This is a genomic window from Herbaspirillum sp. GCM10030257, assembly GCF_042666555.1.
In the GTDB taxonomy this organism is placed as follows: domain Bacteria; phylum Pseudomonadota; class Gammaproteobacteria; order Burkholderiales; family Burkholderiaceae_D; genus Noviherbaspirillum.
Window position 1 is genome coordinate 280575 of record NZ_JBHTDH010000007.1, and the last position, 23397, is coordinate 303971.

General features: G+C 53.8%; 20 protein-coding genes and 1 pseudogene. 18 read left to right on the plus strand and 3 right to left on the minus strand.

All coding sequences use genetic code 11. The annotated features are described in order from the left end of the window. The first annotated feature begins 79 nt into the window (after window positions 1–79). The 5 genes from ACFQUU_RS13680 to ACFQUU_RS13700 all read left to right on the plus strand — a co-directional run bounded on the left by ACFQUU_RS13680 (window position 80) and on the right by ACFQUU_RS13700 (window position 9043). Window positions 80–1666 (plus strand): hypothetical protein, encoded by a 1587-nt coding sequence (locus tag ACFQUU_RS13680; protein ID WP_382247943.1) that lies wholly within the window; start codon window positions 80–82, stop codon window positions 1664–1666. Window positions 1667–3472: 1806 nt separating this feature from the next. Beyond that, a complete protein-coding gene (locus tag ACFQUU_RS13685) occupies window positions 3473–4825 on the plus strand; it encodes a replication initiation protein (protein ID WP_057293058.1) in 1353 nt (450 codons plus the stop codon). Between the two features lie 528 nt (window positions 4826–5353). After that, entirely contained in the window at window positions 5354–6607 is a 1254-nt protein-coding gene (locus ACFQUU_RS13690; protein ID WP_382247946.1) for an AAA family ATPase, read from the plus strand. 132 nt (window positions 6608–6739) lie between these two features. Continuing rightward, window positions 6740–7636, plus strand: a complete 897-nt coding sequence (locus tag ACFQUU_RS13695) for a ParB/RepB/Spo0J family partition protein (protein ID WP_382247948.1) — start codon at window positions 6740–6742, stop codon at window positions 7634–7636. Between the two features lie 489 nt (window positions 7637–8125). Further along, a complete protein-coding gene (locus ACFQUU_RS13700) occupies window positions 8126–9043 on the plus strand; it encodes a hypothetical protein (protein WP_382247950.1) in 918 nt (305 codons plus the stop codon). 1126 nt (window positions 9044–10169) lie between these two features. Here the strand turns inward: ACFQUU_RS13700 and ACFQUU_RS13705 are convergent. Further along, window positions 10170–10862 carry a class I SAM-dependent methyltransferase gene (locus ACFQUU_RS13705; RefSeq protein WP_382247952.1) on the minus strand — a complete coding sequence of 231 codons (693 nt, stop codon included), beginning with the start codon at window positions 10860–10862 and terminating at the stop codon, window positions 10170–10172. A 483-nt stretch (window positions 10863–11345) separates the two neighbouring features. Between ACFQUU_RS13705 and ACFQUU_RS13710 the strand changes: the two genes are divergently transcribed. From ACFQUU_RS13710 to ACFQUU_RS13770, 13 genes are all read left to right on the plus strand, one after another. Further along, complete coding sequence (locus ACFQUU_RS13710) at window positions 11346–11882, plus strand: hypothetical protein (protein ID WP_382247954.1); 537 nt, start codon at window positions 11346–11348, stop codon at window positions 11880–11882. A 362-nt stretch (window positions 11883–12244) separates the two neighbouring features. Then, window positions 12245–12679, plus strand: coding sequence for an EscI/YscI/HrpB family type III secretion system inner rod protein (locus ACFQUU_RS13715; RefSeq protein WP_382247956.1), 435 nt, complete (start codon window positions 12245–12247; stop codon window positions 12677–12679). 73 nt (window positions 12680–12752) lie between these two features. Continuing rightward, window positions 12753–13616 (plus strand): type III secretion system inner membrane ring lipoprotein SctJ, encoded by an 864-nt coding sequence (gene sctJ, locus ACFQUU_RS13720; RefSeq protein ID WP_382247958.1) that lies wholly within the window; start codon window positions 12753–12755, stop codon window positions 13614–13616. A gap of 116 nt (window positions 13617–13732) precedes the next feature. Next, window positions 13733–14425: a hypothetical protein gene (locus ACFQUU_RS13725; protein WP_382247960.1), complete on the plus strand. Its 693-nt coding sequence runs from the start codon at window positions 13733–13735 to the stop codon at window positions 14423–14425. Between the two features lie 13 nt (window positions 14426–14438). Then, window positions 14439–15038, plus strand: coding sequence for a FliH/SctL family protein (locus tag ACFQUU_RS13730; protein ID WP_382247962.1), 600 nt, complete (start codon window positions 14439–14441; stop codon window positions 15036–15038). A gap of 263 nt (window positions 15039–15301) precedes the next feature. Continuing rightward, complete coding sequence (locus ACFQUU_RS13735; RefSeq protein WP_382247964.1) at window positions 15302–15841, plus strand: hypothetical protein; 540 nt, start codon at window positions 15302–15304, stop codon at window positions 15839–15841. Window positions 15842–16316: 475 nt separating this feature from the next. After that, window positions 16317–16565 carry a hypothetical protein gene (locus ACFQUU_RS13740; protein WP_382247966.1) on the plus strand — a complete coding sequence of 83 codons (249 nt, stop codon included), beginning with the start codon at window positions 16317–16319 and terminating at the stop codon, window positions 16563–16565. Window positions 16566–16570: 5 nt separating this feature from the next. Further along, window positions 16571–16984: a hypothetical protein gene (locus tag ACFQUU_RS13745; RefSeq protein ID WP_382247968.1), complete on the plus strand. Its 414-nt coding sequence runs from the start codon at window positions 16571–16573 to the stop codon at window positions 16982–16984. After that, window positions 16984–18966 carry a type III secretion system outer membrane ring subunit SctC gene (sctC, locus tag ACFQUU_RS13750; RefSeq protein ID WP_382247970.1) on the plus strand — a complete coding sequence of 661 codons (1983 nt, stop codon included), beginning with the start codon at window positions 16984–16986 and terminating at the stop codon, window positions 18964–18966. Before ACFQUU_RS13745 ends, sctC begins: the two co-directional genes overlap by 1 nt. A 155-nt stretch (window positions 18967–19121) precedes the next feature. Further along, window positions 19122–19631 (plus strand): hypothetical protein, encoded by a 510-nt coding sequence (locus ACFQUU_RS13755; protein WP_382247972.1) that lies wholly within the window; start codon window positions 19122–19124, stop codon window positions 19629–19631. A 335-nt stretch (window positions 19632–19966) separates the two neighbouring features. Then, window positions 19967–20137, plus strand: coding sequence for a hypothetical protein (locus ACFQUU_RS13760; RefSeq protein WP_382247974.1), 171 nt, complete (start codon window positions 19967–19969; stop codon window positions 20135–20137). A gap of 132 nt (window positions 20138–20269) precedes the next feature. Continuing rightward, a complete protein-coding gene (locus ACFQUU_RS13765) occupies window positions 20270–20452 on the plus strand; it encodes a hypothetical protein (RefSeq protein WP_382247976.1) in 183 nt (60 codons plus the stop codon). Between the two features lie 460 nt (window positions 20453–20912). Beyond that, the gene (locus ACFQUU_RS13770) at window positions 20913–22451 is read left to right on the plus strand and encodes a class I SAM-dependent methyltransferase (RefSeq protein WP_382247978.1); all 1539 of its coding nucleotides are present in this window, start codon (window positions 20913–20915) and stop codon (window positions 22449–22451) included. A gap of 1 nt (window position 22452) precedes the next feature. On the opposite strand, the pseudogene ACFQUU_RS13775 reads toward ACFQUU_RS13770, so the two are convergent. Both ACFQUU_RS13775 and ACFQUU_RS13780 read right to left on the minus strand, forming a co-directional pair. Then, window positions 22453–22565 (minus strand): annotated as a pseudogene (locus ACFQUU_RS13775) (IS481 family transposase); the annotation flags it as partial. A gap of 74 nt (window positions 22566–22639) precedes the next feature. Further along, window positions 22640–23397: IS3 family transposase (locus tag ACFQUU_RS13780; protein WP_382247980.1), on the minus strand; the 758-nt coding region annotated here is incomplete at its 5' end.

The following is a 23397-nucleotide window of genomic DNA, read 5'->3' on the forward strand; positions in this document are numbered from 1 at the left end:
CATAATCCGCCAATCAACAAACCGTAACCTCTGTAACATCTCGGGATTGCCTCAAAGCTCACATGACGACATCGATGCCATGACATCCACTACCACGACAATCGAAATCGACATCGCTCCACCGTATCGGGTAAACGGGCACACGGTCCGGTTTCAATCGCTCTGGTTGCTTCTGCGCGTCTACTACGCCGAGCAGACCGACGGAGGTAGCATAACGGTCTCTGTGGTACAGGCGCGCTTCCCCGGCAACGCAAACTTACGCATGATGATTTCGCGGGCCTTCACGGATTTTGCCAAGTGGGGCGTCATTGTCGGATGGGGGCGTGACCGCTCGTCTCCTCCCGAGTTGTTGAGCCCGATGCGGCGCAGCCATGGACCGTTCTGGATAGCCCCAGCCAATGCGGCGCGCCTGCAGATCCGCGCCCAGGGTGTTAGCGTGGACATGGAAACGTTGTCACATTTTCTTGGGTTGGGCTCCACTGAATTGCTTCGCCGTGACCCTGTCAAGTATGTGATGCAGGACGTCACCTATTGGAACCAACTCACGCAGGCAATGCGCGTGGCGCAGGACGGATTTCCGCTTGCATCGGATACAAACGTGGCGGAAAGCTTCCTTGCCGCACAGCGCTCGGCACAAGACAATTTTCAGGCCGCCTTGTCCGTATTGAAAGAATGTCTGGCATGGCGCAAACATGGTCATCTGGAGCGCAGTCAGGATGCCCTGAAACGGCTTGTCCGGCTTCCCAAGCCGTGCGGCGAGACTTCCGTGCCGACCTTCTCAGCGATGGCATTCATTGCACGTGCCTGGAATCACTATGCGCGGGGCGAACAGGTAGCCGCTCACGCCGAACTCGAGCGTCTCGCCGGCGACGTTAACCTGCATCCGGTCATTCGTTATAACCCGCGCGTACGTTTTGAGTATCTCAACCTCCGGGCTCTCGTGCATAAGGCGATGGCCATGAACCTTAAAGGTCTAACACTTGCTGAGCGGATGCATGCAGCATCGCAGGCGATCACCGACTTTTCTGAGGCATTGCAGGCAGCTTATGAAGCCGATTCGATTGATGCAGCGCAGGATGTTGCGGCTAACATCGGCTTGACGCTGTGGCTGTGCTGGAAGAACGGCATGATTGATCCGGCGCGCGAGCAGAGTGAGCAATCGGTGCAGACCCAGGCATTGCGCTGGATCGGCCTCTCTGAGTGGATATGTGATCGCTTCGGCGTAGGCGGAGGTTCGGCATGGAATACCATCTTCCTACTGCGTATCGTACGCGGTCGATGCCGTGGCGCCAATGCCGAAGGGCTTTTTCGTGCACAATCTCCACTGACGGTGAAACAGGTATTAGATGCAACCCGGCCCTTTCATGCACCATTCTCGCAAGCCAAGGGCTATACCAATTGGTCCAGTGTCGCCGCCTATGCTTTAGAAGAACATGACGCGGGCCGCGCCCACTATGGGCCACTCCAGCTTGCTAATCTGTTGTTGGAGTCTGCCTGGTTTTGTACTCATGAACGAGGATTGTCCAAGGACGCTTATTCTGCTGTTGAGCGGCTTACACGACTGATGTCGACACTCCGGGCGAAGGAACGGCGTTTTTTCCGTGAAAGCTTGAAGGACTTTCCAGAGACGTTACAGATAGCCGCAAAGGAATCGATGAAGCATTGACCCGTCATGGCGCGTCAATCGCATCGCGCAAGGTTTCCCTGAATTCCGGCGTGCCCGGCTATGCAAGGTCATAGCCTGCGACATTCATCCGATCAACTTTCTGCGGGTCTTGAAATACCTCCCAATCTGCGATACGGGACGGCGGTATCAAAAGGGCAGCGGCGCCTCCCTTTCGATGCCTGAGCTGTCATTGTCCCCATTTGACTGCCCTGCCCATCCCTTCCGTCTGTGTTGTGTTTGAAATCCTACACACATAATTGCTGTTCGCTCCCGCCGCGGCATCGCGGACCTTTTGGATAAGGATGGCAGCATGCCGGAGAGAGCTTGCGTCATGTTCTGCGCTGCTGCTGTATCCAGGAATAATGCATTCAACCATTATAGTGGCCACCTTTAACAATTCTTGAGGCTACTTGAAGAATCGATACTATGAGCAAGGTATTTCACTAGCTTTTCAGCGGATGTGCGACACGGTAATAGATATGACATGCAAAAAGAGCATGAAATAGTGATTTTTAATTTCTATTCAAACATGTATTTCTACTCAGCCACAACTTGGCATTCATGATTGACCTTTTACCCTTGTTGGGAGGTTTATGGTGAAAGGTGAGCATTACAGGAACGCTTCACCTTTCATCGCTTGCTTCCATAACCGTCGGAATATGACCTGTAGGTCATTGCGGATGAAGAGATTCTGAGAGTGAGCTATACGGGAACAGCTCACCCTTTTTTTGTGGTGAGCTCTACAGGAACACTCTGGCTCGCTCACAAACTACCTATTTCAATTATGGAACTTTTTATAAAAATAAAGGCTTGGTTCCTGATAGTGGCGATCACCGGTGAGCCTAGCAGGAACGTATTCACCTTTTGTAAGGTGAGTTTGACGGGAACACCCTCACCTTTTGCCCGGATTCCCGTCTATAAGGAGGACGATTTGGGGTGGCGCTCGAAGAAAGTACACACTTACTTACCTTGGAAGCCTGTTGACTATGTGAAAGGTCTTTCAAGACGAAGATAAGTGCTCCAACCTTGGCTTGCTAAGGTGAGCCCGACGGGAACATGAAGCTCAGCGTTCCTGCACAACTCACCTTAAGCACGCGCTATTTCTGCCACGAGCAGCTTTTTGCAAGCTGGTTGGCGTCCTCATGTTCCTGTGTAGCTCACCTTTGAACGAAGAAAGTCGATATTTCGTTGAGAAAACAGACTCAAAGATTTACCCGCCCGGTGCCACAGCGCTAAATGTTTTCAACCGTCGCTGACCTAGACCGATGCCTTGGAAGGGTTGTTCCTGTAGAGCTCACCGTTCACGATGCGGATGAACATCCCCGCGTCGCCTGCCAGCGGATTCCTTAGCGTGAAGGACCGCTGGTTGTTAAAGGGGTGACTGATACCGCCATCTGCTTAAGTAACCGTGAAGTTTGCTTGTTTTCCTATTGCTCGCGTATTGAGGGTTTTTTGATAGTAAACCCTTGTAAACCTTGTAAACCATTAAGGATCCCCGCAAACCCGCATCCAGTAAGGCTTGTAGCTGGTTTGGGTGAGAGCATCCGTAACTCTGGTGAGGTCATACAGGAACAGAAGTGAGTGGACTCGGTATCATTTCCTGAATAGGTGAGTACTTTAGGGAACACGAGTGAGTGGACTCGGTAAAGGTCTCATCATATCGGTGAGCGCTACAGGAACAATCTATTGGTGAGCGCTACGGGAACACAAAGGTGAAATCGGTATTACGCCAATCCAAACGTGAAAAAAAGGTTGATTGGAAATCACCTTACATGCATAGTACCGATTTTCACCTCTACTCGAACCATGGCGCCGAGAAGTAAAAAACCGAATGCAGTGATTCCGGTAGTTAGTGAAGAGGATAATGGTCCGGACTCGATCGTCGAGTTTCGGAAGGCGAATGATTCAATCGGTTTACGCGTGGTAGAGGGGCAATTTAGTCTTCTATCCCGAAAGCTCTACAACGTGTTCATCTCGGCGGCCCAGCAGCAGCAGCGCCCTGGAGTCAATGCCCCTGTCGATGAACCTTCGGCCGAATCCTATTTCTGGATATCGATGCAGGATGTCGTCAAGGACACCAGATACAACAGTAACGACTATGAAACGCTCAAGGAACACGCGAATGAGCTGCAAAACATTCGCGTAGAGGCAGAGAGCACGAAGATGTGGACAAGCGAACGGCTTTTGTCCGGTGTGAAGATCTACAACTCCAAGGGCTTGAAAAGTAAAGGCGGAACAGTCTGGCTGGGATTTTCCTTCCCTCCCGAAGTTTTGCAGATGGTGCTGGCACCGAGCATCTACACGAAGATGAGCTTGTGGTATCAGACACAGCTGCGTACAGCTTCCAGCCTGGCCTTGTACGAGGTCTGCCGCCGGTACGCTTCCAGCCCTTCCCATCTTACAAACCGGGAAAAGTGGGAAAGCTGGTACTACAGAGTGACCGGGACATCGATCAACGATACCAATCTTCCGGAATATAAATACTTTAAGCGGGATCACGTCCTCAAGTCCGTGGCTGAAATAAATGCGATCACGGATATCGAAGTAGAGCTTCTTGAATTCAGGGAGGGCCGCCGTGTAGCGGATCTTCAGTTCAAGGTATATCTCAAAGCCCAGGCGTCATTTGAGCTGCCCTCGATCCCCATCATCAATACCAAAGTCGTGGATAGGATCATTGCCTTTGGCATTTCAAAAGACGAGGCTATTCAAATCTATACGTCCTACGATGAGAACGTTGTGCTGGCACATATAGACCTCGTTGAGAGCCGGCTCAAAAACGCTCGGGCAGCGCCCGTTGACTCCGCGGCGGCTTACTTTCGGACGGCGATAAAGAAAGGATATGCCAACGGCAAAGTATTGGAAGTTGCCGAGGCACCGCCAGCAGCGCCAAAGAAAAAGAAAAATCTTCGCGAGCGGTTTCTGGTTGCACGCGCCAAGGATGCGATGGTCCACTATGGCAAGCTTGTCACTGATGAGCAGAAAAGATTTTTTACCGCCTTCTCCAAAAAGGCAGATAAAAGCATCAAGCCGTATCTGAAGAAGGGGCTGGAAATGGCCCTTGTGCGGAATGCATTCGCTGACTGGCTCGCAACCGAACTGTGGGGAGCACCGACGGATAGCCAGATCCTGGATTTTCTCGAGTCGGAAGGTGGCGAGTAACTAATAGCGAACGCTGCCGCGTTCCTCAACGTTGATGGCGGCAATAGCGACCATGATGGATCTACGCACTTCACCGATATGGTTTCATTTACAAGAGTTTTAACTCGGTGTGGTGGTTTTATCTTTAAATGCGTGACAGTATCAATGGTCTCGAATTCGTAGTCATCGTACGACTCTCTCCCCTCCGGTTACGCACGTGTCAGACAGTAGATTGCACGGCGAGCGTAAATGGCGGTATCGAACACCCATTAAAACTAAGGCGCATGCGGTCATGGCTGTGGAATCAATTGACCCGGTTTTCCGTTCACTTATTCACCAGGATGGAGCGCTATCGAGAATGCGTACAAGTCAACCTGGCTACTAACTATGTAGCTCTGACGCCGTATATAGGTACAGTTTTTCATTTTAAGACGAGAGGTTTGCCGCTTATCGATCGTTTTATTGCATAACGAGCTTTTCGTTTACGTTTACAGCTTGTTAACGGTATGATCTGGCAATTCCATGCTTTGCCTAAAAAATAGGATAAGCATGGAATTCTTAAGAGAGGTAGGCATGAGCGTTAAACCGTTGACACTGAAACGTAAAAAAATTGATGTTGTGAGGCTGAACAGCATCGCAGACCGAGCTGGCGGCGCTCTCACAGAACTCCGTAACATTCTGCTTGAGCCATGGCCTCGCAAAATGGCACCTATCGTCTCCGGCCCACGTGTCGCAAAGCTTTCCGGTGTAACGCTCGAGAAACTGAATTACCTCGTCAAAAAAGGTGAAATCGAACCCGGTACCGTCAAAGGAAATGGTCGGAGCCGGGAGTACTCCCTTGCACAAGCGCAGGCGATCGTGCGGAAAATTGGCGGTAAAAAATATCGGTCGCCTGGTACTGGCGCGGTGTCAATCAGCGTCGGAAATTTCAAAGGCGGGGTCGGCAAGACGACGAATGCGGTCGCAATTGCTCAGGGCTTCACCCTCCGTGGCTACAAGGTGCTGCTGATGGACCTTGACCCTCAGGCATCAAGTACAACAATGATGGGCTATATTCCGGATGCGGAAGTGCCAGAAGAAATGACGGTGATGCCGGCTGTATATGGCGAGGAGACCGATCTTCGCTACGCAGTCCAGGAAACGTACTGGCATAACCTGTTTTTCATTCCAGCTTCGCCATCTCTGTTTGGTGCAGATTTCTATCTGCCAAACAAACAGTCCCAAGACCCCAGTTTTGAGTTCTGGCGTGTGTTGGAGCTGGCGCTTGACCCGCTCCGTCAAGAATACGACATCATCGTCATTGATACCCCCCCTACCCTCTCATACTTAGCGATCGCTTCGTTTATGGCGACTGACGGACTGGTTGTGCCGGTTCCGCCGGAAACCTTGGATTACGCGTCCAGTACGCAGTTCTTCCGGCAGTTTGCAGAACTGTTCACGAAGATGCAGGAGATGAGGCCGATTCAGAAGGAATTTGAGTTCATCAAAATTTTCCTTTCGAAAGTCAAGGAGACGGCTTCGACGACCAACGCGGTACGGGGCTGGATTCGTCAGACCTACCCGGACATTCTCGGGACATCTGAAGTCCTGGAATCGGATGTCGTAAAAAACGCTTCGGCGCAGTTCAAGACGGTATATGACCTGAGTAATTACGAGGGTAGTGCACGTACATACAACCGCGCATTGGAAGCTTTCGATGGTCTGGTTGATGAGCTTGAAGAGGAGGTGACGGCTGTCTGGGAAGCTGCTGACGAAGGCTCCGAAGTGAGTGAATCCAAAGAACCCACTGCCGTTCCGGAGTAATCGATGACCGACAAAAAGCCTACTCCTGACAAACGTACCGGCCTCGGTGCGAAACTCGAAAGCCGTACGGCGGCACTTGGCAGTCGACTGGAACAACATCAAGGTCGTACCGCCAATTCGCCACCTGTCACCATGCCCGGCCAGCTTGGCGCATTCCGTATCGAAGCGCAGCGCTGGCAGGAACGCATCAATGAACTGGAAGAAGACCTCCGCCGGGCAAAAGAGCAGGGCGGAGCGATGGAGATCAGCCTCGACGAACTGCATGAAGTGGCCGGTCGGCGCCGCCGGTTGGCCGCCGATGAATACGAAGACCTTAAAAATAACCTTTCCCACAATCCCCTGGCATCCCCTATTACTGTTCGTGTTCGTCCTGAAGGGGGATTTGAGATTGTGTCAGGCCATAACAGGGTACAGATCTACCGCGACCTGGGTAGAAAACAGATCAAGGCATGGCTGGCGGATGCAAGCGATGACGAAGCAGAGGATCTCGCTTTCTTCGCAAATGCCTTGGCTGCCAAGCTGCCGGATTATGACAAGTACCGCGGTTACAAGCGCATCATGGAAAAGCATCCTCATTTGGATGAGAAGGACTTATCCGAGCGCGTCGGTACTTCACTGCGACAGTTGAAACGGTTGCTCGCTTTTCAGAAGTTACCGGAGGCTGCTCATCAGCTTCTGCAAGAGCGCCCCTCACTGCTTGGCGCGACAGCCGCGGAAACCTTGGCTGACTTGAGTATCAAGGGGCGTGCAGGGCAGGTGGCAGAAGCTGTACAAAAGCTTTTCAACGGGGATATCTCTGAAGAGCGCGATGCCCTGCGTTACGCGGCAACAGCCGGTATTGAAAAGCCCGTCAAGCCAATGCCGGTTGAACAGACGTTTAAAGTTGGAAAGACCAAGTACGCTACGTTACGCCAAATCAGAGCGATGGTACGGATCGATTGTACCTCCGAGGCCGAAGCGGCTGAAGTAAATGCGGCGATTGCCAAGCTGTTAGAAGACAGGGTACGAGCATTGAAAGATGGAACCTAGGCTTGGCGAGTTGCCAGATCCCTATAAATCAATGACTTAGAAAAAACTGGAGAAAATACGATGAAGCCGTAAAACAGAATGTTTTAGTGGCCGAAAAAGCAAAAACCCGGTGGGGACCGGGTTTTTGCCGCAATCGGAGCACCTAGGGGAAGGAGACTCTCAATCACTACGCAGATCAGAGTCTATCCCTAAGTTCTTCGAAGTGCAAGACGCCACAGCTATTTCTTGCACGCTTGGGGATGTTTTTGTGATTTATCACAGACGCATCAGGGCAACATTCGCCCGAAACTTCCCAATAGTGTGTGCCCATAGACCTTTGCGCTCGTCCGCGAGCAGCGGAGTGATATTTTGCACCCTAACGAAAATCAAGTTGGGTCAGGGACCGGCTTGTCCGCTGAACCTGCGTATCGTCCTACACCAGTCCAGGGTCGTGTCCTGCCAAGAGCGCTGATCAACGCCCAGGCAGCCACTAAGCATCCGCATAATTGCATGGACCTTAAAAAGGGGGGAAGGCGGGCACTGCACGCTATTTTGGCGTTCTACAACTTAAAAACCAAAGCGGCTATTTTCCCGTACCGGGAAGCGCTCGCACATGAGGCTTCCGTTTCCGTTCAGACGATACAACGCGACCTGGCAGAGCTGGAAGCACGCGAATATATTATCCGGCAGCCGCAGAAGCATAAATCAGCTGCTGCAGGTCCCAACGCCGGAAGATTCTGGATTGCCCCAATCGTGCTCACGCAGAAGGCGCTAGTCTTGCTCGGCCTGCAGGAAGTTATTCACAGGCCACCGTCTCTCAAAATGAGAGACGGTATATATAGTGATATAGAACATACCAAGGAAGTACAGTCTTCTTCGAAGAACTCAATCCCGTCCAGAAGCCGAAGCGACAAACTGCCAAAGCAATCTGACGACGTTGATCCAGCAACCCGACTACCAAAAGATCTTGTGCATCTGCTGGAACGAGGCGTAAGCAAAAGCGGCATCTTTCTGTTGATGAAAATCGCCAGGGCGCATGGCAAACGTCTCTCCGATATCGTCACCTATCGCATGCCTCGAATCGACACGCTTGCGTTGCAAGGACGAGCGCTTTTTAGCTATCTTCGTGATCTGACCGTGGCGAATATCGACTTTGCTCATCTTGCTCAACAAGCGCGTGTTCAGCAAGATGACGACGAAAAGCTCAGCGAAGCAAAGGCATTGCAGCAGCGATTGCACCGCCATTGTGATGGATATGAGGTTTGCAATGAAAACGGTGTCATCGGGATTTTTAGAGCATCTGTGAACATTGAGGAATGCGGCCGCATTGAAATGGAAGGCGGGTCCAGGCCGCTGAATATTCGCACTGCCTTGGCGCTACTGCGGTCAGGCGTAAGGTTTCGAAGACCGGAAGCTTACTTTTGCTGACCGGCGACTAGGCGAAGAAAACAAGACATGTATAAAGGCGGGAAATCCGTAGCATTGCACCGTGAACCGGGAAAACAGAAGCCAGATATGAGGGTCTGCCGCATCTGGCGAGTCGCCGTTTCTTTTAAAATCAAACACTTACAAAAAACATTGAGCGATAAACGCATGCATTCACAAGTTGACCGTCCAGGTAAGCTCCATATCTGCTAGCAACTTGCCATGCCCGATGGAATCGCATCCTTACCAAGGCAACTGATGACTTGTATCAGACGATGTCGAACTCGGTTTAGTTTGGAACCTTACCGTCCCGTTGTAGGTGTTTCGTCTGGACTAGTAGGAGAAGTATTAAAAGCATCATCGGACCGTGTACGACGGTAGTCGATTGAGCCAGACGTTCTACCATCATGAAAATGAAAAGGCGCCATCCCGAATAGGCATTGCTGTGACATACGACATCAGCTCCGTTATGCATTTGAGCGAATGCTAAAAAGGCTTCAGAAGTGTTCTCGCATGAGATGGTATATGTAGCTCCATAATGGCAAGGAAAAATCATGCTGCCGTATTACGATGATCTAATGTGATGACGGTCTCAAATTGTGATTGGCATCGTACCGCATTACAAATGCGGCCCAATCCAACTATCGATCGCAATCTATTTCGAGATGGGGCATCGTGTCTATTTGCCTGTCGATGAATGAACCGAGTCGAGCAAAAATCTATCCATTCCATTTAATCTAATCCGGGTAAGCCAATTTTCATTACGTATTTTCTGTGGAGTGGCTGACGCGCAGTCTAGATACGCCATAGACTCGATTTCAGGCTATTTTCTATTATCATTGCTCGCAAAAAATGCTTAATGAATGCCGTCGATAACATTCATCGAAATAAAATTCTCTAAAATCAAAGGCTTAAAGGACATTCCGATGTTCCATGGCAAGTTCCTGGCCCGTTTAAACTAACCACGTTCTGCACCGAGGTGAAAATCGCCTCACATGTTTAGGAGACGTTGGTGCGTCAAGCTCAGGAAGATATGCGAATCAAGCGCTAGGCCGCATCCGGTTATACGGGAACAAGATCAATACGCACCTCACCCAATACAAATGAAATCGCTTTCTCAGGCGTGCAACTACAGCTTGCGCTGAATATAGATATCGGTTTCGCCCCACAGAAATTTTCCGCTGATTTTCTGTTCCAACTCGAACATCGGCACATCCGTATAGGGTATGAGGGAGTAACTGACCGAAACAACCCGCGTCCCTGGTCGCAGCGTGGCAAAGTGTTCAACCAGTTTGACAATCGCCGTATCGCTGAATGCAGTGCCGTATAAATAGATGACGGTCGCATCGCTATAGTCGGCATCCATCAAATCGGCAAGTACGAATTCGACCTCATCGATATTTTGCGATTTCTGGATCCGCCGTGCCTGGGTGACAAATACCGGATTGATTTCGATGCCGACAGCGCGGCAGCCGAACATTGCGTTGAACCAGAAAACGCTGCGCCCGCGTCCACAGCCCAGGTCGTAGACCACATCCTTGCTGTCAAGCTTGATCGTGTCGGCGACTTTCTCGAGCGTCGTGAAAAAACTTTCGCCGTACATTTTTTGCACTTGATCGTCAGGAAAGCTCTTTAGGAAGCGCTCGCAAATTGTATATGGGTCACGTGTCAGATAAGCCCAAAGGCACAGCAGATCGGTGCGACGAAAGCGACCATTCGGATAGTAGCGACGGATGGTAGTCGCATATTCCTTCAGTCCGTTGGCTACGTGAATGGGATATGCGGCCAACGCTAGGGGGAGGGAGAGAAGACTTTTTTCCATATGGTAGAACATGTCGCCTGGCAGAGAAGAATTGATAAGTAAGTGCGCGAGTCATATTTGATAAAACGACCGCGTCAGAATGAATGAACGCAATCGCACCGGAGCAGCAGTGCCAAAAGCCAAGCGCTTGAAGAATTTGAATGCCGCACGCCCTGTTCTGTGGGCGCGAGAAAATTAATCAGGCAACTTATTGATTTCCGATGATCCTCCTTGTCAGGAGGACTCTGATATGTAGCTTAGTTATCGATAAGTGCCAGAAAAGAAGAAGTTGTTCCATGTGGATGCTATCTGGATTGCATGCAGCTGGATAAGCGGACGTTTTTCTCTGCACGAGCTGGGCGGATTAATAAAAGAACAGTCGCAAGAATCTTGTATGCGCTACCTGCATGGTGGCCTTTACTGCTTCGGTAAATATGGCTTCGATGGAACCCGCGCCCACAAACCGCCACTCATCGACATGTTGTCTTCAGGCGAGGCGTTATCATGGTTGAGTTGAGAATTTCGAATGAATTGCATCGCAGGGCGACATTGCTGCTCGACCCAAGCGTCGCGGAGCAGCATCTAACGCAGATGCTAACTGAGTCGGGATTGCATGCGGTAGCGCCGGAGCGGAAGTTAGGCAATGCACAATCCAATGCGCTGCCGGGCGAAATTATTCGCCCCTGCGGCGACTTCGCGCATATCGGCGGCATTTGGCTGACCGTAGTAAACCAAGGTGCCCAATGGAAGAACCCGCCACCGGAACCAGTCGATGCCGCTATCGGAACCCAGCTGGCCGAGTACGACCAAACAGCAACGAATAATGCTGCAAAGGCGACACCGATGGCCGTGGCCGCCGATACGTCCGACGACGAATCTCTTGAGTCGGGCAACAGGAATGTCTCCGACGATAAGCCGAAGGCGGGCACGCCGTCTTCCGATATATCCAAGCCCGTGTACCCGCCGGCACCAGAACCGGTCTCCCATGGCCAACGCAGCAGGTGGCGCTGGCGCGGTCGGCGCAGGGTATTGGTGCCATAGATCATTGCGGCAGCTACTTCCGCCGTTGCGTACGTCATACATCGATATCGAAAAGTCCCGCCACCGGCCAATTCCGACAAATACATCGGACTTGGGCGCATAGCAGGACGTCTGGCCGACAAGACGTCCGCTGCTGCATTCAGCACACCTCATGGCGACGGTGCAATTGATCCTTATTTGAATCTGGTGTGAGTCTATTGCACTAACACGCAACGCATGTAGAGCGGGTTTCATAACGAGCCGCTTCTCCGCACACCAATATGAAATCCCTCTAGCCATTAAGGGTTTTGGCGCGCGATGGAACTTTGCAACCAGGCCCGCCACCCATGGATAGTTAGAAACCACATCTTCAGGAGCCGAACGTGAGTGAAATCGCCGCTATTTCCCCCGCTGCCAACATCTCTTCCGGCAGTGCCGCCTCGACCGGGCGCCTCAATCTGGAAATTCTTTCGATTGAAAACCGTGGAGCCGGCGCGGCCGACGGTGCGCAATTCCGCGCCGCGCTGGAGCGGCACATGAACGCCGGTGCCGGCGGGGTGCAAGGCGTCACCGGACCCGGCAACGATGGATCGTTGGGGCAGAAGATCGGCGCGCGTGCCACAAACCTGGCGACCGAGATCAACAAGGATCAGCAATACGTTTCCAAGCTCCTCGAAACCGCCACCCGCACGGGCGACTCGATGCAGCTGATGAAGGCCATGATGGCGCTCAACGATTATTCGATCCGGGTACAGACCGTCGCGAAGACGGTATCCAAGGCAGCCTCATCTGTTGATCAACTCACCAAGCTCCAATGAAGCCATGATCCTACGCATGCAAGCGCGGCCACGCCATCCTCTCGCAACGCGAATCACAACCCGCTCGCGGCTCATGCCAGTCGCGGTAGGGCGGCTTTCGGCGCTGTTGTTGCTGAGTCTTCTATGCGCGTGCGGCAAGGTAGTCGACCTGCAGTCGGGTCTCAAGGACGCCGACGCGAACGAAATGGTGACCGTCCTCAACCGTCACGGCGTCGATGCGCAGAAGCGGACCACCAAGGAAGGCGTTGCCTTGTCGGTCAAGGACACCGACATCTCGCGCGCCACCGAGGCCTTGAATGCTGCCGGCCTGCCGCGCCGCAATCTGTCCAACCTGGGACAGGTCTTCAAGAAGGAAGGAATGATCTCCACTCCATTGGAAGAACGGGTGCGCTATATCCATGGTCTTTCCTCGGAGCTGGAATACACCTTGCAGCAGTTCGACCATGTCATATCCGCCCGGGTGCACGTCGTTCTACCCGAACGCGTCGCGCCGGGCGAGCCGATCCAGCCTTCCTCAGCGGCGGTATTCATCAAATACGTCCCGCCGCTGGACGAAGACATGATCGTGCCGCGCGTGCGCAACCTGGTCGCGTCCAGCATTCCGGGCCTGTCCGGCGAAGAAGGGCGCAGCAAGGTCTCGGTCGTGCTCGCCGCCAGCGAACTCACCGCACCGGCGGTCGAATGGACCACCGTGGGGCCCTTCCATGTCATGGCCGATTCCGCCGGCGGCTTGATCGGCACCATCACCGGCATCATCGCCGTGTTTGCACTGGCGCTGCTTGCCATGTTGTTCGTGATACTGCGGCTGCATCCCAAGACCGCCGAATGGATGCGCAAGCGTTTCGGCAAGGTCTTGCCGTTCAAGGTGGACAACGAAACGAGTGATGAACAAGCGCCGCAGAAGGCAACACCGACTGCACCCCAGCCATCGAACTGAGGACGATCCGTGCATGCAGTCATGATTGAAAACGATCGGCGACACATCACGTCCTCAAATTGCGGGCGCGATGTGTCCTTAAATGCATCGGCATGAGGCAGCCAAAGGAAAACGACATGCTTTCAAGCGCATTCATCGACTGGTGGTTCGAGCCCTGGGTATACGCGGAAAGCGCGGTCCCGGCGCTGCATGCCGTCACTGCCCGGGCGGGACGGCGAGACGGCTACCGGATCTGGTGCGAACAAGCCCGCGTGGCACCGGATCTGCCCATGCAATTCGACCCCGCTTGGCAAATCGCCGCAGTCGACAGTGCAACGACACTGGTCGGCGCGGCGCGCCTCTTTGCCGGATTGATCGCGGCCAGACAGCACGACTCCGCGGTACTGGACGAACTGGGATTCGACGAGCGCAAGTGGTGCGTCAGCGTTGCCGCCACTCAGCCGTTGGTCGGATGCCGCGATGTCTTCGCCGACGGCGATACGATCGAATTGCGCGGATTGTGTGAAATCGCGCGGCGGTTGGACAAGGACTTCCCCGGCCTGTGGTCGCGCTTGCGACTCCTGCTGGCGCCGGAACTTGCGACCAGCCTGGAAACCCGGCTTGCCCTGGCAAGCCGCGCACCGTCGGACCCGAGTGCAACGCGTGCGCAACGGTGCTGGGCACTGTGCCGGAACCAGGCGGAAACCGCCGCATCCCGCCTCGTACTGCCAGCGCAAGATGAAGACGCAACGCGCGCCGAATACGCAGGACAAGCGGAATACACAGACGATCTTGAAGCAAGCGAAGAACTCGAATACGACCTGAACTGAACACGGACGCGCCATGACAGCCTTTTGCCTCGACACCATCACCCAGGACGACAGCCTGCGCCCCGATCATGGCGTGCTGCGCATTGCCGCCCGCGCCGTCACCGCGGATGCGCGACAGGCGGCGCAACGCATCCGCGAGGCCGCCGAAGCGGACGCCCAAACGCTGCTGCAAACCGCGCGCGTGGAAGCCGACCGCTTGGCGCAGGAAGCCGAAATACAGACCCTGCAACGCGCCGATGCCTTGATCAAGACACTGGAACAGACGAACGCCAGGTTCCTGCAGCAGGCGGAAGACATCATCATCGAACTGGCGAAGGGATTGTTCGACCGGCTGGTGCTGGAGGCGACGCCGCGTGAAAAACTGGAAGCGGCATTGAAGCGCATCTTGCAGGAAGCGCCGCCGAAGCTGGTCAATCCAATGCTGCGGGTACATCCGGACGATGCGGAGCTGCTGCCTAAGGTGGAGTGGGAGGTGAAGGTCGATGCTTCGCTGATGCCGGGGAGCTGCCGGCTGGAGGCGGCGAGCGGGGAGTGGTGCGCGGATTTCGGTGCTGCAATTGCGGCATTGACGTCGGCATTTGCGCACGTGGTGGAGACGCCGATCGAGGAGTAGGGTGGCGTGAGAAGATCATGCCGCTTTGGGTTGCCAGTATTGAGAGGTAATTAACAATCGAAATTGCCCATATTGCGATAGCAAGGGCTTGGATTTTTGGAGGAAACATGGGTACTATCAGTCATGTAAACAACACGCCAGTAAGCTTGCGTAGGGAGCCGGAGCCGGTCCCCAAGTCGCACGCGTCGTCATCGAAACCTGGAGTCACCACGACTGCGTCGGCACACGCCAGGGCTAAGCAGGGCCAGGCATTGGGGGCGCGCTTGCATGCCGAGCTGGGACAGATAAAAAAAATGGCGTCTGATCGCACCCCATCCCATGATGATCCGCTAAAAAAGGTTTTGAACAACGCCGATTTAATGGCGCATGCCAAGCAAGAATGGCTTACTCCGCTTTCTGGAATCGATGAGGGCGACTTAAAGGCGCGGAACGCGTTCCTGAACGAACAGCTTATACCGAAATTCGCGCGGGCTATCCTGGACCAGTACAAGGCAGTCGACCCTAAAAAATTGACGCCAGAGCAGCAGCAAGATATCGGAAAGCTTGAACAGCTCGCCATTCCGCCGCGTAGGAGCGCGCCACCGCCACCGCCGCCACCGCGTAGGAGCGCGCCACCGCCGCCGCATGCGGGGATGTCGCACGAACAGCATTTGGAGGCCCTTCAGCAGCAGGGAGCGAAAATGCACGAGATGGAATTGAAGGCGGCGGCGGAAGCCTTGGAAAGACTGGAGGCCAAAAGGATCATGGACAGCATAAAATTCATCGCAAAGATGATTGAAGATTGGGGAAGAATCGGTAACTGATTGTTGTGCCAGCTTCGCGCCAAGACCCCGGGTTCTCGATCTGGCACAAGCCATTACCTGTAGCACCACGCATTGACAGGTTGTTGAAAAACTGTCGCGCGGGCCGCCTTTTGCCCTGCGACGCCCGACGTATCATCCGCAGGGCGGAACGGGAAATTCGCAGGGCGCTGCTTCCCAGGCGCGCCCCCCTGCCAAAAATCGGCCCGCGTACGACGTTTTCGATAATCTGCCAATGCGTACTTCCTCTCGCATATCGCTCTCATACGGGGCAGCCGCACTCTTCCAGCCCTGCCGGGCGTGCCGGTTTCGACTGCATCAATCCAAAACGATGTGTAGCGATGCCCGGTTACATCTCCATCGTCAAAAATAGACAGCGCCATTGCGAACTCATTCCCATCTCGTGTCACTCATATAGGAATGCCAGCGCAAAACGGCGTTCTTGGTTCAGAACAACTTGGAACAATGGGGACACACCATGTCGGATACCTACAACACCCGCACCAGCAGCCAGTCCATGTATGCGTTGCGCCGCACGAACGACAAGCTCGACGGCGCGAACGATCAGATTGACCATTTCATGGAACGCCAGATGAATGGCGAAAAGCCCGACCCGGCAGAATTCATGAAGCTGCTTGAGAAGCAGGCGACAGCCCAGCAGGCTTTGCAGGCGCAATTCAAGCTGTTGGAAAAACCGATGAAAACTGTCTTGAACGAGACAAAGTAAACATCATGGAAAATGACGAAATCGAGCAATGGCTGCAGGAGCAACCGCTTGATGAACCGGTCGAAATAGACGGCGAGTCAGTCTACTTGAAGGTAGGCCCGTCTGGCGCGGAGCTGGGCGCGTATTTGATCCAGTCTTATACGCAGGTTCAGCTGCATGAGGCGCTGAAGCTTGGGTTCAAAAGTGCGCTACGGTTTGATGCCGGTCTGGGGCAGACGCCCGATGGCAGCGCACTGGTGTTGACGCAATGGTTGCCGCAGGTGAGCGGTTGGTCGGAAGCCGCAGAGCCGCTGGAAAATATTCTGAATCAATTGAGCATGTGGCGCGCGGCACTTACGCCGGAAAAACCCAGGCCGGCGAGCCAGATCGCCGATCGTAATGAACAACGCCTACGCATGCTTTTCGCAGGAGCCAAATAATGAATACTTTCGACATGAAGCGCTGGCTGACCCTCATCCTGGTTGCCTTCTCTCTGCTATGGACACCGGCAGCAAAGGCAGCAACGCCTCCCGGCTGGAAAGACACCGGGCTTTCCATCAACGCCAACGGCATGGCCTTGCGCGACGTCCTCAATGAATTCGGCCGCACTTATGGCGTGCGCGTGACCAGCAGCGTGAGCGACAGCAGAATGGTGAAGGGGCGCCTGAAGGCCGACAGCGGCACCGAATTTATGGATCGCCTTGCGCAGGAATACAAGTTCCGCTGGTTCGTCTACAACGATACGCTGTACGTCGTGCCGCGCGACGATACCACCTCCATGCGTCTGGAGGTGGGCGAGGATGCGGTGCAGGATGCGAAGGCGGCGCTGGTCGGGTTGGGCTTGTTCGACAGCCGGTTCGGCTGGGGCGAACTGCCGGACGAAGGCGTGGTGATCGTCAGCGGCCCGCGTGCCTATGTGGACTTGGCGCGCGGCGTGCTGATGCCCAACAAGGAAAAGGAAGGGCAGAAAGGCAAGCAAATCATGTTGTTTCGCCTGAAGTATGCAAGCGCTACCGACCGTGTGATCAACACGCGCGGGCAATCCGAGACCATCCCTGGCGTCAAGACTATTCTGAACGGTCTGCTGCTTGGTCCGGAATCGCCGGAGAAGTTGAGCAGCGGCCACGCCAATTTCGATGCGGGAAGCGGTAAGCGCTCGCGCGAAGAAAAATCCGGCAGGGGCATGGCGCAAGAGGTTGGCACCTACAGTGCGTCGTCCAAGGCACGGACCGCGCGCGATGCCGAGGACGACAGCGGCAAAGAGCGCGCGGCTAAAGCCAGGACGACAACGCGTGAGGATCGTCCGCGCATTGAGGCCAATCCGTCGCTCAATGCAATCATGATTTACGACAACATCAATAAGCGTGAGATGTACAAGGCTCTGATTTCGGAACTGGACGTTGAACCGCAACAGGTCGAGATCGAGGCACTGATCGTCGACATCGATCGCAGTCAGTTGTCCGAGCTGGGCGTCGAATGGAGCGTTCGCAGCGGCAATACCGTATCGACCATGAACAGCACGATGGCGGACTCGCTGGGGACCGAACTGCCATTGCCAGGTGCGACCCTCCTGATCAGCAACGCGGCCCGCTTTTACGCTCGTCTGAAAGCGCTCGAAGGCCGTGGTCAGGCACATGTGCTGGCAAAGCCGACCGTGCTGACGCTCGATAACGTGGCCGCTGTTCTCGATCTGAGTCAGACTGCCTATGTGTCCTTGGTTGGCGAGCGCGTTGCCGATCTGGCGAGCGTGAGTGCGGGCACCATGTTGCGCGTCGTGCCGCGTATCGTGCACGAAGGGGACAGCACTCGGGTACGGCTGGAAGTGGATATCGAGGATGGCACGCTAGCCGACCCCAGCCTGAAATCCGGTGTGACGCGCTCGACCATCAGCACGCAGGCCATTGTCGATATGCAGCAAACCCTGATGATTGGCGGATATCACGCGGAATCCGTGACGAATAAGCTGCAAAAGGTGCCGCTGTTGGGCGATGTGCCGGTGGTCGGCAACCTGTTCCGCAGCACTACGGAGAATCACAGCACGCGTGAGCGCCTGTTCCTTATCACGCCGCGTCTGACCGGCTCGGCCGGCACACCTGCGCTGACCCGTTCCAAAGTTTCCAGAGTGGGGCAGAAGGTCATCAAGGAAGACAATAGCGGGGTGACGAAACTGCCGGCATCGTCAAACCTTGATTATGAGCGGGACAGTAAAACAATGTCGTCGGCTACCTTGGCCACTGCTGCGGCACCCGTCTCCCGCGGCGACGCATCATCGACCGGGCAGGAGACCGGCAGTGCGCCTGTCGTGCAACCCGCGTCGTTGCAGATGATCGACTCGATCGGCGTGGGGACGCAACAGGCACCGGCCAAACGCAAATGCGCCAGACCCAAGGGCACACCGCTTGTTCCAGTCAACCCGGGGTGATTCTTCGCAGTCAAATTTGCAGACGTAAGGATAGCGCCGGAAATCAAGCATGATGTTGAAATCGCAAGGGAACTGCTACGCACGCGGGCACTTCCCATTTGCATGGTCATCCGAGATGATCAGGACTATTTCCGGATTTTCGCATCTTGAATAAGATGACATATATAGTTAGCATTACCATCGACAATCAGCATCCTGACACATCGCTTGGACAAACGAAGACCAAAATCGTGCAACCAGAAATTTCCGATGCAGCCGATGCGCTGGATGGCTCCGCAGGGGGCATGAACAGGTTATTGCAAGATCTTGTTGAACTGGCCGGTCAGGCCGATCAGACCCATTTCGCACCAGTCCTCGAACTCCGGTTTGGAGACGTCAACACCAGGACGACCGTGGTGATCAACGGTGAGGTGCAATGCCTCTCGATTACCGTCTTGCTGCCTCGTAGCGAACAACCGGAGTACGGTGTCCGCTTGCCCGGGCAGTTTGCCGCATCGCAGTCCCGTGCCGGTGAATATGAATTCCTGTGGCATGCGGATGAAGGATGTTATGTCGTTGTTCGTAACATTCCCGTAAACACCCTGGCGGATGAAGCTGGCGTCCTCGACGCCATTCTGGATACTTCGGAGTTCGCCAAAGCATGGCGGCAGGTGTCCGCTCACTGAAGGTCATAGCACCTTGATTGACCGTTTGCACGAACTCCACGAGAGAAATGGTCAGCACTTACGCGAAACCCACACTCCAGCAAGTCGACATGCCGATAATCAAACTGGCGATCGCTTGTTCTTCCATGACCGTAATACACCTTGCCACGCGACTTGGCCAATAGCATTAGTACCGTATTGCAGGTCAAACCTTTGTGATGCACTCCGTTGGTCAGTATGGAAAAAATTCTTCAAAGTTTCGGAACCGTTTTTCGCGGGCGAGTCACTCATGTATGACCGCTCACGAATGTGACGGTCGCAAACATCATTCTATCAATTGAGGTATGGAGGTTACTATGGGTGCAGGTGTTAGTTTAGGTCTGGCTAAAGCCGGTGAAATGGCAGCTCATGGAGTAGAGGCTCAGTCAATCTTGGATTCTGTGACACGTCTGGAAACGAATCGTGTCATGGCGAACATGAAGGGCGCCGCCAAGGTATCAGGAGACGCAAACTCTATTGGTGTGTAATTTTTGGCTCGACAAATGAAGCATCATTTGTCGAGCCAAATCCTGATACGGCGAACGACTTCACTCCATGCCAATGCATGAAATGAAGCACGTTTATTCCGGAATTGGAAATTTTGTTGGGAGGATAACTTCGTGAAGACGAATGATAGTAGCGCTGTCGACCAATACAAAATGGCGCAAGCTCAGGAAAAGAAGATGTTGCAGGTGTCGCAAGAGTCGTTCGATGCTGCGCTATGGCGAATGGAGCAGCAAAACGCAGTAGGGAAAATCAAGGGCTTCGACAAACTGGCCAAATCAATCATCGATGCGGCATAAACCGGCGAGTTGAACAACGCGCCAAGCAGCTAGTGTCTCGAGTTAGAGGTTCGTTAGAGAAAAGTGATGCAATGGCCGCCATGCGTCGTTGCACCTCCGCGCGATAGCATCACTATCGCTGCGGTTTGAGTCTAGCCTGACAACCATTGCATCACTTTTCCTTTGCAACGAACCTCTAACTCGAGACACTAGCGGAAATGATGCACATGCGGTGGTCGGTGCTGTCTCGTCCATCCTGCTCCTCGGGCCTGGACCGTGGAATGCCATGATGGAAGTTGTTGAGATGGCGCTGAGCCTCATTGCAACCAACGACAAGGTGCGATGAAACAACAAACTCTAGCAACGGTGTCAGACCAGGGGTTGTGATTAACATCGCAAACTGACGTTCTTGAAGCCGATGAACCGGCTCATGCCACGGACAGCATGGCACGTAGCCTTTAACCCATATTGGAAGCATGTCATGGATCGGAATTGTGGTTATGTATCGGATGTTGAATATCCTGCGGGATTCTTTTGTGAGCAATCCCCTGCGCATCTGAATTTTGCCTGCATATTAAATGGGATCGAACCGATTCCGCTTGACAGGCCTTTTACCTACTTCGAACTCGGTTTCGGTCAGGGACTTACGTCGAATATTCTCGCGGCCTGTAATCCGCAAGGAAAATTTTATGCGGCCGATATCAATCCTGTCCAAGTGGCTAGTGCACGAAAACTGGCCGCCGCCGCATGCCTGGAAAATCTGACGCTATTCGAAAGCAGCTTTGCCGAACTGGCAGAAGGAAGTGTGCCTGACCTGCCGCAATTCGATTTCATCACGATGCATGGAATCTATACGTGGGTCGTGCCGGAACAGCGCAAGCATATCGTCAACTTTGTCGATCGTTACTTGAAACCGGGCGGCATCGTTTTTCTGGGTTATAACGCAATGCCGGGCTGGTCTTCAACGTTGCCTCTGCAACGACTCATGCTGGAGCATGCTGATCAACATCCGGATCGAAGTGACATTCAGGTACAGAAAGCAGGACGATTCATCGAGCGGCTGCACGATCTCAAGGCGGGCTACTTTGTCGATAATCCGAATCTGGAGTATCGATTGCAGACATTGAAAACTCTCAATCCTGATTACCTCGCACATGAGTACATGAATCGAGGCTGGCAGCCGCTGTATCACGCCGACATCGCACGGGATTTCGGTGTTGCCGGACTGGATTATGCGGGATCGGCGGACTTGCCAATGGCATTTCCGCATCTATATCTGACACCGGAACAGCAACTGTTGATCAACGAGATTCCGAATCCTGTCCTGCGCGAGACTGCAACGGATTTTTGTCGCAACACTCTCTTTCGCCGGGATATATTCGTACGCGACATCCGTCGGATGACACAGACGCGGCAATCGGAATGGCTGCAACAGGTTGGATTAGCACTCACGGTTCTTCGTGATACCGCCACAACGACCATGGAGATCGGTATCGGCGCTGTGAGCGGCAGGGAAGATCTGTATATTCCGGTGTTCGATGCGCTTGAAACAGGACCGAAAACGTTAATGGAGTTGGCAACGCTCCCTCAATTGCGTACTCAAAAGTTATCAACGCTAGCCGAAATCGCAGCACTCTTGACTGCGTCAGGCCAGGCATCGCCATTTTTTCTTTGCTCCGCGACGATGGAGTACGATTCCGCGCGCCGCATGAATCAATCGATTGCATTTCATTCCCTCGGCAGTGACAGCTACCAGGCGCTTGCTTCACCTTTGTTGGGCAACGGTGTCGTTGCCGGACTGGTACAACGCCTGGTGTATCTCGCCATGTGCCGGGAATCCATTGATGTGCATGCCATTGCCATGGACGCATGGAGGGGCATGCTGGCTAAAGGATGTCGTGTCACAAAAGACGGCATACCGGTTGAATCCGAGGAAGCGAGCATTGCCGAACTGGAGGTGATTGTTCAGGCTATTCTCGATCGCCGCGTTCCAATCTGGCGTCAGCTAAAGATGCTTTGATGCCAGCGTAAAGCATGTCCTGGTTGCTGAGATAGCCAGGATGCGCAGTTTCAATCTCGCGGTGCGCCGCATCGTCTCCTGCATCTTTTCCAGCGCGGCCACCTTCGCTTTGGTTGGTACGTCGCTGGCTCGGTACAGGTATATGATGCCTCAGTGCTGCTGACCCTGCACCGGAATTAGGACCACGCCTACGTAGAAAAATCCGGCTGTTGAGGTAAGGCGGATTTCCTGCAAGCCCTTGCCTGGCGGGCAAATTCGCACGGTGTTTGCCAGTCCAGCGCACTGTGGGGACGAACTTCATTATAGTCCTGGCGCCATGCGTCGATTTTGTCTCGCGCATCCTCCAGGGACAGAAACCAGTTGGCGTTCAGGCACTCCTCACGGAAGCGGCCGTTGAAGGATTCAATGTAGGCATTGTCCGTCGGTTTGCCAGGGCGGCTGAAATTGAGTGATACCTTGTGCTCATAGGCCCACTTATCGAGCACTTTTGAAATGAATTCCGGCCCATTATCTACGGAGATGGAAACAGGGGCGGTGCGCCGTGCATACAACGTCTCCATGACTTCAACGACATGTTCACCGCGAATGCTTGCATCAACGTGAATCGCCAGGCATTCACGTGTGAAGCTATCCATGACTGTCAGCGTGCGTAGTCTTCTGCCATTGAATAACGCATCAGATACGAAATCCATGCTCCACGCCTGATTCATCGCATCAGCCGGCGCCTGTGGTTGTCGTGTCTGCGCGCTCTTATGCCTTCTCGGCCGCTTGCTACGCAGGGCCAGCCCCTGCAACGAGTACAAACGATAGACTCTTTTATGATTAATATGCCAGCCTTCCCGCTGCAGCATGACGTGCACCCGACGATAACCATATCGAATCCGAACCTCAGTAATTTCTTTGATCCGCATCGCCAGCAAGGTTTGATCCTGGGCCACTGACTGGT